This is a genomic window from Curtobacterium sp. MCPF17_021 (genome assembly GCF_003234605.2).
Classification (GTDB): domain Bacteria; phylum Actinomycetota; class Actinomycetes; order Actinomycetales; family Microbacteriaceae; genus Curtobacterium; species Curtobacterium flaccumfaciens.
In genome coordinates this window covers 2888212-2902662 of sequence record NZ_CP126252.1, presented here as the reverse complement: position 1 = coordinate 2902662, position 14451 = coordinate 2888212, and the positions used below count along the sequence as shown (strand labels likewise).

The window sequence follows — 14451 nt, the reverse complement described above, 5'->3', positions numbered from 1 at the left end:
GGTGCTGGTGCTGGTGCTGGTGCTCGTGCTGGTGGTCGAGCGGTCACAACACCCCGTCCGCCGTGGTCGAGCGGTCACGACTCGTCGCTCGGCGCCCCTCCAGCCGACACTTCGTGACCGCGCGGAGGGGAGGCAGCGGGGTGTCGTGACCGTCCCGAGCGCCGCAGTTCGGGGTGTCGCGGGTTCCGAGAGTCGGTGGTCGGGACTTGCGCGGGTGCGGGGCAGTGAGTGGTCGGGACATGCGCGGGTGCGGGGCAGCGGGTGGTCGGGACTTGCACGAATGCGGGGCAGCGGGTGGTCGGGACTTGCGCGGGTGCGGTGTTGCGGTGGTCGCACGTCGTCGCCGGCCTCGTTCGTCGCGCGGTCACGACCCGTCGCGCGTGGGACGTCGAGTGGTCAGGAATGGTCGGCTGCGGAAGCGCCGGACGACGGTTCGTGACCGGTCGGGGGAACTGAGCGGGGTGTTTCGACCGCTGGCGGGACGGGCGCACCGGCGGCGCGCCGCGGCGTTGCACGAGTGAGCGCTCACGTGCCAGGATGTGAGCGCTCACTGAGGACGACGAGGTTCTGGAGGAACACATGGGTGACGACCGCCGACAGCGGATCGTGGACGGCCGCACCACACTCGGGATCGAGCTCGGCTCCACCCGCATCAAGGCCTGCCTGGTGGACGAGGACCTGGTACCCATCGCGGCCGGTTCCCACGAGTGGGAGAACGAGTACGTCGACGGCCGCTGGACCTACTCGCTCGAGGCAGTCGAGACCGGACTCCGTGCCGCGTACGCCGCCCTGGTGGCCGATGTCGAGGCGCAGTACGGCGTCGCCCCGAGCACCTACCGCGCGGCGGGCGTGAGCGCGATGATGCACGGCTACCTGGCGTTCGACGCCGCGGGCGAGCTGCTCGTGCCGTTCCGTACCTGGCGCAACACCTCGACCGGCCCCGCGGCCGAACGCCTGAGCGAGGCCCTCGGGTTCAACATCCCGCTGCGGTGGTCGATCGCGCACCTGTACCAGGCGGTCCTCGACGACGAGCCGCACGTGGCCGAGATCGCCGGTGTGACGACCCTGGCCGGCTACGTCCACCGTCGTCTGACCGGCCGGAACGTGCTCGGCGTCGGCGACGCGAGCGGCATGTTCCCGATCGAGGGCGGCCCCGTCGACAGCGGCCCCGGCGACCCGGGCGCGAAGGACTTCGACCACGCCATGCTCGCCACCGCGCAGGACCTGATCGGCGTGCCGGACCTGCGGTCCCTGCTGCCCGAGGTCCTCGTCGCCGGTACCGAAGCCGGTGAGCTGACCCCCGAGGGCGCGGCCTGGCTCGACCCGACCGGCACACTCGAACCCGGCGCACCGCTCTGCCCGCCCGAGGGCGACGCCGGCACCGGCATGGTCGCGACGAACGCCGTCGCCCCGCGCACCGGCAACGTCAGCGTCGGCACGAGCATCTTCGCGATGGTCGTGCTCGAGCAGCCGCTGACCACCGCGCACGAGGAACTCGACGTCGTCACCACCCCGGCCGGCGACGCCGTGGCGATGGTGCACTGCAACAACGGCGCGAGCGAGATCGCGAGCTGGGCCCGGGTGTTCGGGCGCTTCGCCGAGGCCTCGAGCGAGCGGACCGGCGCGACCCCGATCGGCATCGACGACGTCTACGCCACGCTCCTCGCCGAGGCCGTCGCCGACGACACCGACCCCGACGCCGGCGGCCTGCTCTCCTTCAACTACCTGGCCGGCGAACCCGTCACCCACGTCGAGGACGGCCGGCCCCTGCTGCTCCGCACCCCCGGCGCACGCTTCACGCTCGGCAACCTGGTGCGCTCCGAGGTGCACGGCGCCTTCGCGACGCTTGCCATCGGCATGGGCGTCCTGCACGGCGAACAGGTGCAGGTGGACCGGATGACCGCGCACGGCGGGCTCTTCCGCACGCCCGGCAGCCCGCAGCGTCTGCTCGCAGCGGCCCTGCGGGTACCGATCGCGCTCGAGGAGACGGCGGGCGAAGGCGGCGCGTGGGGGATCGCGGTGCTGGCCGCCTACCTCGAGCACACCGACCAGCAGCTCGCCGACTACCTGTCCGACACCGTGTTCGGCGGGGACGCCGTGCACGTGGCCGAACCCGAGCCGGCGGACGTCGCCGGGTTCCAGACGTACCTGGACCGCTACCGGGCCGCACTGCCCGTGCAGGACGTCGCCGCGGCGGCGACCCGCCCCAGCGCGACCACAGGACCGACCGAAGAGACCGACGGCGCCGACCCGCGCCTCCAGACAGAGGAAGTGACCCGATGACGGACGCGATCGACGAGACCACACGCCAGGCGGTGGCGACGACGCGGGAGCGCGTCGCGCGCCTGCACGGCGAACTCGTCCGCTACGGCCTCGTGATCTGGACCGGCGGCAACGTCTCCGAGCGCGTGCCCGGCACGGACCTGTTCGTCATCAAGCCGAGCGGGGTGTCGAGCGACGACCTGACGCCGGAGAACCAGGTCGTCTGCACCCTCGACGGCGTGCCGGCCGAGGGCTGGGGCAACGAGCACGGCCCGTCCAGCGACACCGCCGCGCACGCCTACGTGTACCGGAACATGCCCGAGGTCGGCGGCGTCGTGCACACCCACTCGACGTACGCGACCGCATGGGCCGCCCGCGCCGAGGCGATCCCGTGCGTCATCACGGCGATGGCGGACGAGTTCGGCGGCCCCATCCCGGTCGGCCCGTTCGCGATCATCGGCGACGACTCGATCGGCCACGGCATCGTCGACACCCTGAGCGGCCACCGCAGCCGCGCGGTCCTGATGCAGAACCACGGCGTGTTCACGATCGGCAAGGACGCGAAGGACGCCGTCAAGGCGGCCGTGATGTGCGAGGACGTGGCACGGACCGTCCACATCGCACAGCAGGGCGGCGAGGTCGTCCCGATCCCCGAAGCAGACATCGATCGACTCTTCGATCGCTACCAGAACGTCTACGGACAGAACCCCGAAGGAGCCATGCGATGACGCAGGACACCCCGACGCACGTCGACCCCCAGGAAACGCTCGACAGCTACGAGGTCTGGTTCCTCACCGGCTCCCAGGGGCTCTACGGCGAGGAGACCCTGCGCCAGGTCGAGGAGCAGAGCAAGGCCGTCCACGCGGAGCTCGCCGGGCACCTGCCGGTGAAGCTCGTCTGGAAGCCCGTGCTCAAGGACGCCGACGGCATCCGCCGCGTGCTCATCGAGGCGAGCGCCGACGACAAGGTCATCGGCGTCACCACGTGGATGCACACGTTCAGCCCGGCCAAGATGTGGATCGGCGGCCTGCAGGCGCTGACCAAGCCGCTGCTGCACCTGCACACGCAGGCGAACGTCACGCTGCCCTGGGCGGACATCGACTTCGACTTCATGAACCTCAACCAGGCCGCGCACGGCGACCGTGAGTTCGGCTACGCCCTGGCCCGCCTCGGCGTCCGGCACGCCACGGCCGTCGGCCACGTCTCGGACCCCCGCGTCCAGCAGCGTGTCGCGAACTGGACCCGTGCCGCCGCCGGCGCCGCGGCCGTCCGCGAGCTGAAGCTGACCCGCTTCGGCGACAACATGCGCTACGTCGCCGTCACCGAGGGCGACAAGACCGAGGCCGAGATCGAACTCGGCGTGCAGGTCAACACGTGGGCCGTCAACGAGCTCGCGGCAGCGGTGGACGCCGCAGCAGCGGACACGGCAGCGGTCGACGCGCTCGTGGCGACGTACGAGCGCGACTACGACGTGGACCCGTCACTCCGCAGCGCCGGCGGCGAACGGCACGCCGCGCTCCGCGACGGTGCCGCCATCGAGATCGGCCTCCGCACCCTGCTCGCGCAGAACGGCAGCGCCGCGTTCACCACGAACTTCGAGGACCTCGGCTCGCTCAAGCAGCTGCCGGGCCTGGCCGTGCAGCGACTGATGGCCGACGGCTACGGCTTCGGTGCCGAGGGTGACTGGAAGACGGCGGTCCTGGTCCGCGCGATGAACGTCGCCGGCGCCGGCCTGCCCGGTGGTGCCTCCCTGATGGAGGACTACACCTACGACCTCACCCCGGGCGCCGAGAAGATCCTCGGGGCGCACATGCTCGAGGTCTCGCCGACGCTCACCACCACGAAGCCGACGCTCGAGATCCACCCCCTCGGCATCGGCGGCAAGGACGACCCGGTCCGCCTGGTCTTCACCGCCGACTCCGGCGAGGCCGTCGTCGTCGCGCTGTCCGACACCCGCGACGGCTTCCGCCTCACGGCGAACGTCGTCGACGTCGTGCCCCCGACCGAGGCCCTGCCGAAGCTGCCCGTGGGCCGCGCGGTCTGGGAGCCCCGGCCGTCGTTCCCCGTCGCCGCCGAGGCCTGGCTCACCGCCGGCGCCGCCCACCACACCGTCATGACGACGGCGGTCGGCCTGCAGGTCGTCGAGGACTTCGCGACCATGGTCGGTACCGAGTTCCTGGTCATCGACGAGCACACCACCGCACGCGGGTTCCGCGACGAGCTGCGTCTCCAGCAGACGTGGCACCGTCTCGACCGCGGCTTCTAGAGGAGTCAGGACCCACGATGGACGACGTGATCGCGGCCGAGCGCACCCGCACCAACTGGGCGGGCAACGTCACCTACCGCGCCTCGGCGCTGGCCCGGCCGACGTCGGTGGACGAGCTCCAGCAGCTCGTCGCCTCGACGCCGCGCCTGACGGCGCTCGGCTCGCGACACTCGTTCAACACCATCGCCGACACCGACGCCGTCCAGGTGTCGCTGTCGGACCTGCCGCCCGTGCTCGACATCGACACGTCGCGTCGCGTCGTGCGGGTCGCCGCCGGCATGACCCACAGCCAGGTCGCGGCCGGTCTGGAGGCCCGTGGCTGGGCACTCGGGAACCTCGCGTCCCTGCCGCACATCTCCACGGCCGGGGCCGTCGCCACGGGGACGCACGGCTCCGGTGTGCGGAACCCGTCGCTCGCGCAGGCGGTGGTCGGCCTCGACGTCGTCCGCGCCTCCGGTGAGATCGCCCACGTCGACGCCTCGTCGCCGGACGGGCTGCTCGACGCCCACCGGGTGGGGATCGGCGCGCTCGGCGTCGTCACCGCGGTGGAGCTCGCGATCGAGCCGACGTTCCAGGTCGCCACGACGGTGCACCTCGACCTGCCGTGGGACGCCGTCGCCGCGCAGTTCGACCGGGTGATGTCCGACGCGTACTCGGTGTCGATGTTCACGTCGTTCGACGACCGCGGAGCCCGGCAGGTCTGGGTCAAGCACCGCGTCGACGAGGCCGCACCGACCGTCGACCTCGTGGCCCTCGGAGCCCGTGCGGCCTCGGGTCCGGTGCACCCGGGGGAGAACGACCCTGCCGGGGTCACCGAGCAGGGCGGCGTGCCGGGGCCGTGGTCGGAGCGGCTGCCGCACTTCCGGTCCTCGTTCACCCCGTCGACCGGGGCCGAGATCCAGGCGGAGTACCTGATCCCCGCTGCCTCGGCGGTGGCGGCGCTCGAGGCGCTCCGACCGCTGGCGTCGGTGTTCGCCCCGATCCTCATCGCCGCCGAGGTCCGCACCATCGCGGCCGACACCGCCTGGCTCGCGCCGTCGTCCGGGCGGCAGTCGGTCGGCCTGCACTTCACGTTCCGCCGGGACGCCGCCGCCGTGGCCGCGGCGGTGGCCCGGATCGAGGACGTCCTGGCACCGTTCGACCCTCGGCCGCACTGGGGCAAGGTCTCCGCCGCGAGTGCCGAGCGGCTGCACGAGGCGTACCCGCGGCTGTCCGACTTCGCCGCACTCGCCCGGGACCTCGACCCCACGGGGCGGTTCCGGAACGCGTTCCTGGCCCGCATCCTGTCCTGAGCCGCGCCGGTTCCCAGCGGATCGGGATGCGTTGTCCGGGTGTCGCACCGGAGCAGCGCCGGGCGTTCACATGTGAGGACGCAAAGGTCAGGGCATGGCGAACCTCAACCGCATCATCGGCATGGCCTCCAAGGTCATCGACAAGCAGCTCCAGAAGCGTGGGCAGGGGGGAACCGCGCCCGGCGCCGGATCGCAGCAGGGCGGAACCGACTGGCGCGGCATCGTGCGCAGCGCCGCGGACAAGCTGACCGGCGACGACCGGGACCAGCAGCAGCCGCCGCCGCAGCAGTACGGCCAGCCGCAGCAGTACGGCCAGTCGCAGCAGTACGGCCAGCCGCAGCAGTACGGCCAGCCGCAGCACGCCGGCACGCCGCAGCACGGGGCCGACGCCGACAAGGTCGCCCTGGCGAAGTACGACTACCTGCTCCGCACCTCGTCGCCGGAGCAGCTCGAGCAGGTCCACCACGACGCCTTCGCGCGGCTCACCCCGGCGCAGCGCCAGCAGGTCCGCGACCGCCTGAACTCCGAGCTCCCGCCCCACGAGCACCTGCGCGACGACTCGGCGGGCGGCATGGCCCGTGCGATGACCCGCGGAGAGATGTCGCGTCCGGGTCTGGTCCGACGGGTCCTCGGCGGTTCCGGCCGCTCGGGCAACGGCAACGGCCGCGGACGCGCCGGGGCGTTCGCCGGTGGTGCAGCGGTCGGTGCCGGCGCGATGGCGTTCGGTGGCCTCGCCGCCGCGGTGGCCGGGGGAGCGGTGCTCAGCGCTGCCGCCGGTCCGGTCCTGGCAGGGGCGGCCGACCTCGGCGTCGACTTCGAGGGCATCGCCTCGGGCATGGGCGACCTCGGGCTCGGTGACTTCGGCGGTGGCGTCGAGGGACTCTTCGGTCAGGGCGAGCAGCTCCTCGGCGGGTTCGGTGAGCAGGCCGCGGGGTTCGGTGAGCAGGCGTCCGGGCTCGGCGAGCAGGCGTCGAACCTCGGCAACGACTTCCTCGGTGGGCTCTTCGACCGCTGACGCACTGCGGTGCGAACGCATCGGGAATAGCGGGACGGCGTCCGGCGCTTGCAATGTTTCGTCGTGCGTCGTCCGACGCACGCGAGATTCGGACGGGCCACCGTCGCGGTGTCAGGATGGACGCCGCCCGGCGGGTGAACCGTTCCGCCGTCGCAGCGACCGCCACCGCGATCGCGACCCCCTTCCCCGAGGAGCAGCACCGTCATGAGACGCCCCAACCGCCTGACGATCACCGCGGCCGTCGCCGCAGCAGCAGCCCTGGTCCTGACCGGCTGCTCGGGTGGGGGTTCGTCCGACGACGGCGCCGAGGGCACGGCGAAGGGCGGCACGCTCAACATCCTGACGCCGCAGACCTCGTTCCACCTCGACCCCGCGACCAGCCAGAGCCTCGGCATCACGTCGATGGGCCTCGTCGCCCGACGGCTCACCACGTGGGACGTCGAGCCGGGCAAGACGGCGAAGGTCGTCCCCGACCTGGCGACCAACACCGGGGTCTCGAGCGACGACGGCAAGACCTGGACCTACACGCTGAAGGACGGCGTCGAGTTCCAGGACGGCACGCCGATCACCACGAAGGACATCAAGTGGGGCATCGAGCGCTCGTTCGCGCCGACCCTGAGCGGTGGCCTGAGCTACCACAAGTCGCTCCTGGTCGGTGGTGACTCCTACAAGGGCCCGTTCGACGGCAAGTCGCTCGACAGCATCGAGACCCCGAACGACAAGACCATCGTCTTCAAGCTGAACGACGCGTACGGCGACTGGCCGTGGCTCGCGTCGATGCCCGCGTTCACCCCGGTGCCCGAGGGCGACGGCAAGGACACCGGCGCCTACGACCTGAAGCCGGTCGCATCCGGTCCGTACCAGGTGCAGTCGAACACGCAGGGCTCGCAGGTCACGCTCGTCCGCAACAAGAACTGGAGCGCGAAGACCGACGAGGTCCGCACCGCCGGCCCGTCGAAGATCGTCTTCAAGGAGAGCCAGGACCAGTCCACGGTGACGCAGACGCTCATCGCGGACAACGGCGACGCCAAGAACTCGTTCGGCGCCATCTACCTGGGTGCCGCCGAGCTCAACCAGGTCCGCAGCAACCCGGCCGCCCAGGACCGCCTCGCCACCTCGAAGGCCGGCCCGATCAGCTACATGGCGATCAACACGCAGCGCGGCGAGCTCAAGGACCTCAAGGTCCGCCAGGCGCTGCAGTACGCGGTCGACCGCAAGTCCTTCCGGATCGCCGCCGGCGGCGCGATCGCCGGCTCGTACGCCTCGACGCTCATCACCCCGGGCATCGCCGGACGCCAGGACTACGACCTGTACAAGACGAAGGCCACCGGTGACGTCGACAAGGCAAAGGAGCTGCTCAAGGAGGCCGGCGTCAGCAACCTGAAGCTGACCCTGGTCACCCAGAACGACCCGACGTACCTCGCCCAGGCCCAGGCGCTGCAGTCCGGTCTGAAGCGTGCTGGCATCGCCGTGACGCTCAAGCCGCTCGACTACGACTCCTTCACCCAGGCGACCACCAACGGCGCCGACTTCGACCTGTCGCTGTCGAGCTGGCAGCCGGACTTCCCGAGCGCGAACGCCAACCTGCAGCCCCTGTACGACTCGTCGCAGATCGGTGGCGGCGGCTACAACGTCTCGAAGTACAGCAACCCCGAGGTCGACGCCCTCATCGCGAAGGCCAGCTCCACGGTCGACCAGGACGACGCGCAGAAGCTCTGGGCCCAGGCGGACCAGAAGATCATGGCCGACGCTCCGGTCGTGCCGCTGATCTACGCGAAGCAGTCCTTCCTCGCCGGCTCGAACGTGCAGAACTTCCAGATCGCGGACTTCCCCGCGTACCCGAACTACCTCAAGGTCTCGCTCAAGCAGTGACCGAACCGATCCTGCAGGTCGAGGGGCTCCGCGTCGCGTTCGGCGACGCGGAGCCCGTCGTCCGTGACGTCTCCTTCGACCTGACGCCCGGCCGGGTCCTCGCCCTGGTGGGGGAGTCCGGCTCGGGCAAGTCCGTCAGCGCCATGAGCGTGCTCGGGCTCCTGCCGCCGCAGGCCTCGGTGTCGGGCAGCGCCCGGTTCCGTGGCGAGGAACTCATCGGTGCCCCCGTCGAGACGGTCCGCGCCGTCCGGGGTGCGGGCATCGGCGTGGTGTTCCAGGAGCCGATGAACTCGTTCACGCCGGTCCTGTCGATCGGCACGCAGATCGCCGAGGCCGTCCGGGCGCACCCGACCGGGCTCGACCGTGCCGGAGTCCGGGCACGCGTCGACGAACTGCTCCGTGACGCCGGGCTCACCGACCCGGAGCGCATCCGGAAGGCCTACCCGCACGAACTGTCCGGCGGCCAGCTCCAGCGCGCGATGATCGCGATGGCCCTGGCCGGTGATCCGGTCGCACTCTTCGCCGACGAGCCCACGACCGCCCTCGACGTCACCGTGCAGGCGGGCATCCTCGACCTGCTGCGGCGGCTCGGCCGCGAGCGCTCCCTCGCCGTGCTGCTCATCACCCACGACATGGGCGTGGTCGCGGACGTCGCGGACGACCTGCTGGTGCTGCGCCGCGGCGACCCGGTCGAGCACGGCACCGTCGCCGAGGTCTTCGCCCACCCGACCGCCGACTACACGCGCGAGCTCCTCGCGGCCGTCCCCAGCCTGGAGGCGCGTCCCGCGTCCGGCGAGCCACTCGCGTCGACCGAGACTCGGCCTGCCGGACCGGACTCGGCCCAGGGAAGCCGCGATCTGTCCGCAGACGCGAGCACCGTCTCGGCCCCGGCCGACGTCGATGACGCGAGTCGCGCCTCTCCCCACCGGCACGGCCGGTCCGCCGCTGGCGCGTCGGACCGGAACCGGCGGCGTGGGCCCAGACCGCTCGTGGCGCGCCTGCGCGACGTCGCCGTGCGGTACTCGCGCCGAGGCGGGCCGACCGTGTCGGGCATCGACCTCGACCTGCACGCCGGCGAGACCGTCGGCCTGGTGGGCGAATCCGGTTCGGGCAAGTCCACGATCGGGCGCGCGCTCGCGGGCCTGGTGCCCGTCGTCGCCGGCTCGGTCGAGGTGGACGGCAGCGACCTGCGCACCGCTCGCGGACGACGACTGCGCGAGCTGCGCAGTCGGGTCGGCATCGTGTTCCAGGACCCGGCGTCGTCGCTCAACCCGCGGCAGACCATCGGCTGGAGCATCGCGGAACCGCTCCTCGTGCACGGCACCGACTCCGCCGCCGACCGGGCCGAACGGGTCCGTGAACTGCTGACCGCCGTGCAGCTCGACCCGACGTGGGCCGAGCGGTTCCCGCACCAGCTGTCCGGCGGCCAGCGGCAGCGCGTCGCCGTCGCGCGTGCGCTCGCACTGCGGCCGGCACTCGTCATCGCCGACGAACCGACCTCGGCACTCGACGTGACGGTGCAGGCCGCCGTGCTCGACCTGCTCGCAGGGCTGCAGCGGGAGTTCGGCTTCGGCATGCTGCTCATCAGCCACGACCTCGCCGTCGTCCGCCAGCTCGCCGACCAAGTGATCGTGCTGCGCGACGGCCGGATCGTCGAGCGGGGGAACACCGACGCCGTGCTCGACGACCCGCAACAGGACTACACGCGCATGCTCCTCGCCGCAGCGCCCGTCGCCGATCCCGTGCGACAGGCCGCTCGCCGCGAGGCGTGGCGCGCGTGGGAAGGAGTGGCCTCGTGACGGCCAACGTCGTCGACCGACCGGTCGCACCGTCCGGCCGCACGACCGGCTTCCGGGCCGTGGTGCGACGCGTCCGGCAGGACCGCTGGGCGGTGGCCTCGGCCGTCGTCATCGCGGTGTTCCTGGTGGTCGCCGTGGCGGCCCCGCTCATCGCGAAGGCGTCCGGGCAGGACCCGTACTCGTACGACATCGACGCGCTCAACTCGTTCGGCGCTCCGCGCGGTCCGGGCGGCGGCATCAGCGGTGAGCACTGGTTCGGCGTCGAGCCCCTGACCGGGCGCGACCTGTTCTCGATCGTCACGTACGGTGCTCGGACGTCGCTCGGCATCGGACTCGCAGCAACCCTCGTCTCGATCGTCATCGGCGTGCTCGTCGGCGTCACGACCGGGTTCTTCGGTGGCTGGTACGACCGGGTGCTCTCGCGGGTCGTCGACGTGATCTTCGGGTTCCCGTCGCTCGTGTTCATGATCGCCCTCACCGCGATCGTGCCGTCGTCGTTCCCGAAGCCCGTGCTCGTCGTGCTCGTCATCGGGTTCTTCGGCTGGCCGGCCGTGGCCCGTGTCGTGCGCGGGCAGACGCTGTCGCTCGTCAGCCGCAACTACGTCGTCGCCTCCACCGCGATGGGCGCCGGGCGCTGGCACGTCATCCGCACGCAGCTGCTGCCGAACCTCGCCGCGACGATCACCGTCTACGCCACCATCTCGATCCCGTCGATGATCGGTGCCGAGGCCGCGCTCTCCTTCCTGGCCGTCGGCGTCAACCCGCCGACGCCGTCGTGGGGTCGCAGCATCGGCGACGCCATCGGCTGGGTGCAGACCGATCCCATGTACCTCGTGTTCCCCGGAGCCGCACTGTTCCTCATCACCCTCGCCTTCAACGTGCTCGGCGACGCCCTGCGCGACGCCCTCGACCCGCGAGGGGGCGCCGCGTGAACGCCGCCACCCTGCGGTTCCTCGCGATCCGCGTGCTCGGAGCCGCCGTCGTGCTGCTCGTCGTCGCGGCCATCACGTACGCGCTCTTCATGCTCCTGCCGACCAACCCGGCGAGGGCGATCTGCGACAAGCCCTGCACGCCCGACCGGCTGCGAGAGGTCCAGGCGTTCCTCGGTACCGACAAGCCCTGGCTCGTGCAGTTCGGCGCCTACCTGGCCGGCATCTTCACCGGCCGGACCTTCGGCAGCGGCAACAGCGTCATCGAGTGCGCGGCGCCGTGCTTCGGGTACTCGTTCCAGCTGCACGAGAGCGTCACCGAGCTGATCCTCGCGCGCCTGCCCGTCACCGCTTCGATCGCCGTGGGCGCTGCCGTGCTGTGGCTCGTCGCCGGGGTGTTCGGCGGCACCGTCTCAGCGCTGCGCCGCGGCACCTTCGTCGACCGGGCCGTCATGACGGTCGCGGTCGCCGGTGTCTCGTCTCCGGCGTACCTGGTCGGGCTGCTCGGCATCCTGCTGTTCGGGTTCGTGCTCGGGATCCTGCCGACGAGCGGGTACGTGGCCTTCGGCGACGACCCGGTCGGCTGGTTCACCCACCTGATCCTCCCGTGGTGCGTGCTGGCCTTCATCAGCGCTGCGATCTACGCCCGGCTGACCCGTGGCGAGATGCTCGAGTCGATGTCGCAGGACTTCGTCCGGACCGCCCGGGCCAAGGGGCTGCGGGAGCGCCAGGTCGTCGTGCGGCACGGGCTCCGGACGGCGATCCTGCCCGTGGTGACGCTGTTCGGGCTCGACCTCGGGTCGCTGCTCGGTGGTGCCGTCATCACCGAGAAGGTGTTCTCCATGCAGGGCCTCGGCGCGCTGCTCATCGACGCGGTGCACACGCTCGACCTGCAGGTGGTGGTCGGCTTCACGCTGTTCTCGGCGCTGCTGATCGTCACGGCGAACGTGATCGTCGACGTGGTCTACGCGTTCGTCGACCCGCGAGTGCGGCGCCGGGCGTAGGGCCGCTCGCACGGTGCGAGGTTGTTCGCCCCGTGCGGCGGAACAACCTCACACCGAGGGACCTACCTCGCACGAGACGGAACGGGCCAGCAGCTTCAGGCCGGGCGGTCGACCCTCAACCGGTAGACCGAACCGTCGTCGGTGCGCGTCAGGACGCGGAGGTCCACGGCATCCCGGCGCACGACGGAGACATCGGTCGCGAACATGCCGATGGCCGCGTTCAGGACGGCCTCCGGCACGGCTCGCTCCTGTCCGAGTCGCTCGAACACCAGCTCCACGATCCGGACGGACAGCGCATGTCGTTCGACGTCCTTCAACGGCATCCGCTCGATCCGGTCGAACTCGAGCACTGCTGCCGGCGACTGCAGCCGTTGGAGTTCGCGTGACGTCCGACCGAGCACCGACGCGTCGGGACCGTCGTCGGTGAGCCAGTCGAACGAGTCGATCGCTGCCCGGGTGCGGTCATCGACGGGGCTCCCGCCGAGCACCGCTGCTCGCAGGGTGGGGGACGCCAGGACGGAGACGACCTGACGCGCGCGCCGCACCACGCGGGCGACGTCCATCAGAAGTACGTGATGCCGTGCGGCGTCCGCGGCGGCAGCAGCATCGCGCGGAGCAGCTCCACCGACGCCGGGTCCGCAGCGCGGACGAGCCCCGCGGCGGCCAACGTGACGGGGGAGACCGAGCCGATCAGCAGCGCACCGAGCTCCGCGACGTCGAGCTGGACGTCAGACCCGGCCACGTCGACGTCGTCGGCGATGCGCGTGACGGTGCCACGGGCCTCCTGGACGTCGAGGCGGTACGTGCCGGCGGTGAAGCTGAGCGCGTCGGTGACCCCGAGTGTCAGCGACCCGTCGACGGCGAACGACCGCGAGGCCAGCACCGCGGGCACGTCGAGCACGCGCAGCCAGACGTGGTCCTCTTCGTGGTCGACGTCGTACGCGCGGTTGTCGCCGAGCGCCGCGACGATGGGGTCGTCGAGGCGGGAGCGGTTGTACTTCACGACGTCGTTGAGGTCGACCGAGAGCAGGAACTCCCACAGGGCGGTGTAGGCCTGGTCGTCCGCGTACACCAGGTCGACGATCTCGAGTGCGGTGTCGGAACCGCGGTCCTCCTTGACGCGCCAGGTGACGTAGCCGTCGATCTCGTCGGAGCCGTCGGGACGGTGCACCGCCGCGCGGACGTCCTTCGCCTTCTGCCCGTCGTGGCCGAGCAGGCCGAACGCGATCGGCCAGGTGCCGGTGTTGCGGACCATCGAGCCCGGGGTGCGGACGTGGAACCGGTCGAAGACCGCCTTGCCCGGGCCGTCGGCGAGCCACTGCGGCGTCACGACCGACACCGTGCCGGAGGTCGGGGCGAGCAGGGGGAGCGCGCGCTCGCGGCGGACGTGCACGGCACGCTCGCGGATGGCGCAGCCGAAGCCGAAGCGGCGGTAGATGGTGCCCTCGGACGCGGTCAGCGACGCGACGGCGTAGCCCTCGGCGACCCCGCGCTCGAGCGCGTGCGTCATCATCCGGCGCAGGATGCCGCGGCGACGCTCGGTCGGGCGGACGGTGACCGCGGAGATCGCCTGGGTGTCGACGGAGGAGCCGTCACCCCAGCTCAGCGCCTTGCGGAACCACGTGAAGGTGCCGGCCGGCCACGTCTCGTCGACGGACCCCGGGAACGGCTCGCGCACGTAGACCCCGAGGAACGTCTCTTCGTCGGCGATGAAGTGCGACGCCATGCGGGCTGCGCCCTCGGCGTCGGGATCGGCTTCGTGGAAGCCCATCCCGACGGCCTGCATCCACGCTGCCGTCTCGGCGTTCGGTGCCCCCTTGTCGTCCGTCCCGGGCGCGAACTCGCGCAGCTCGTAGCGGTCGTCGAATGCCTCGTTGCTCACGTTCCGACACTATCGGGACCGGGTGACGTCACGACAGGCGCGTGTTCGGTCCGGTCGAACTGGAGGCCCGGATCGCGTTCGGCGGACGGGCTGCGGGGTGCGGGTGGCCGGTTCGGGTGCCGGGTTCGGG

Annotated in this window: 11 protein-coding genes; 9 read left to right on the top strand and 2 right to left on the bottom strand. The window is 71.7% G+C overall.

Going from position 1 to position 14451, the window contains the following annotated elements; translation table 11 throughout:
- Positions 1-579: 579 nt before the first annotated feature.
- The 9 genes from DEJ29_RS13645 to DEJ29_RS13605 all read left to right on the top strand — a co-directional run bounded on the left by DEJ29_RS13645 (position 580) and on the right by DEJ29_RS13605 (position 12439).
- The gene (locus DEJ29_RS13645; protein ID WP_111095892.1) at positions 580-2283 is read left to right on the top strand and encodes a xylulokinase; all 1704 of its coding nucleotides are present in this window, start codon (positions 580-582) and stop codon (positions 2281-2283) included.
- On the top strand, positions 2280-2990 hold the full coding sequence (locus DEJ29_RS13640) for an L-ribulose-5-phosphate 4-epimerase (protein WP_111095893.1): 711 nt from the start codon (positions 2280-2282) through the stop codon (positions 2988-2990). The genes DEJ29_RS13645 and DEJ29_RS13640 overlap by 4 nt, the downstream gene beginning before the upstream one ends.
- Entirely contained in the window at positions 2987-4528 is a 1542-nt protein-coding gene (gene araA / locus DEJ29_RS13635) for an L-arabinose isomerase (RefSeq protein WP_111095894.1), read from the top strand. The genes DEJ29_RS13640 and araA overlap by 4 nt, the downstream gene beginning before the upstream one ends.
- Before the next feature lie 17 nt (positions 4529-4545).
- Positions 4546-5820: an FAD-binding protein gene (locus DEJ29_RS13630; protein ID WP_111095895.1), complete on the top strand. Its 1275-nt coding sequence runs from the start codon at positions 4546-4548 to the stop codon at positions 5818-5820.
- 94 nt (positions 5821-5914) lie between these two features.
- The gene (locus tag DEJ29_RS13625) at positions 5915-6835 is read left to right on the top strand and encodes a cation-transporting ATPase (RefSeq protein ID WP_111095896.1); all 921 of its coding nucleotides are present in this window, start codon (positions 5915-5917) and stop codon (positions 6833-6835) included.
- Between the two features lie 204 nt (positions 6836-7039).
- Complete coding sequence (locus DEJ29_RS13620) at positions 7040-8707, top strand: ABC transporter substrate-binding protein (RefSeq protein WP_111095897.1); 1668 nt, start codon at positions 7040-7042, stop codon at positions 8705-8707.
- Positions 8704-10506, top strand: coding sequence for a dipeptide ABC transporter ATP-binding protein (locus DEJ29_RS13615; protein ID WP_111095898.1), 1803 nt, complete (start codon positions 8704-8706; stop codon positions 10504-10506). Before DEJ29_RS13620 ends, DEJ29_RS13615 begins: the two co-directional genes overlap by 4 nt.
- Entirely contained in the window at positions 10503-11438 is a 936-nt protein-coding gene (locus DEJ29_RS13610; RefSeq protein ID WP_111095899.1) for an ABC transporter permease, read from the top strand. Before DEJ29_RS13615 ends, DEJ29_RS13610 begins: the two co-directional genes overlap by 4 nt.
- Complete coding sequence (locus DEJ29_RS13605) at positions 11435-12439, top strand: ABC transporter permease (RefSeq protein WP_111095900.1); 1005 nt, start codon at positions 11435-11437, stop codon at positions 12437-12439. Before DEJ29_RS13610 ends, DEJ29_RS13605 begins: the two co-directional genes overlap by 4 nt.
- A 95-nt stretch (positions 12440-12534) precedes the next feature.
- Here DEJ29_RS13605 and DEJ29_RS13600 read toward each other — a convergent pair whose 3' ends face one another.
- Together DEJ29_RS13600 and DEJ29_RS13595 are read right to left on the bottom strand one after the other, a co-directional pair.
- Positions 12535-13002 carry a DUF2087 domain-containing protein gene (locus tag DEJ29_RS13600; RefSeq protein ID WP_111095901.1) on the bottom strand — a complete coding sequence of 156 codons (468 nt, stop codon included), beginning with the start codon at positions 13000-13002 and terminating at the stop codon, positions 12535-12537.
- Positions 13002-14321, bottom strand: a complete 1320-nt coding sequence (locus DEJ29_RS13595; protein WP_111095902.1) for a GNAT family N-acetyltransferase — start codon at positions 14319-14321, stop codon at positions 13002-13004. The genes DEJ29_RS13600 and DEJ29_RS13595 overlap by 1 nt, the downstream gene beginning before the upstream one ends.
- Between the last annotated feature and the right edge of the window lie 130 nt (positions 14322-14451).

Bases quoted from the DNA above. Each gene is read 5' to 3' on its own strand.
- DEJ29_RS13620 (WP_111095897.1), top strand. From the start codon at position 7,040: ATGAGACGCCCCAACCGCCTGACGATCACCGCGGCCGTCGCCGCAGCA.
- DEJ29_RS13625 (WP_111095896.1), top strand. From the start codon at position 5,915: ATGGCGAACCTCAACCGCATCATCGGCATGGCCTCCAAGGTCATCGAC.
- DEJ29_RS13630 (WP_111095895.1), top strand. From the start codon at position 4,546: ATGGACGACGTGATCGCGGCCGAGCGCACCCGCACCAACTGGGCGGGC.
- DEJ29_RS13645 (WP_111095892.1), top strand. From the start codon at position 580: ATGGGTGACGACCGCCGACAGCGGATCGTGGACGGCCGCACCACACTC.
- DEJ29_RS13600 (WP_111095901.1), bottom strand. From the start codon at position 13,002: ATGGACGTCGCCCGCGTGGTGCGGCGCGCGCGTCAGGTCGTCTCCGTC.
- DEJ29_RS13640 (WP_111095893.1), top strand. From the start codon at position 2,280: ATGACGGACGCGATCGACGAGACCACACGCCAGGCGGTGGCGACGACG.
- araA (WP_111095894.1), top strand. From the start codon at position 2,987: ATGACGCAGGACACCCCGACGCACGTCGACCCCCAGGAAACGCTCGAC.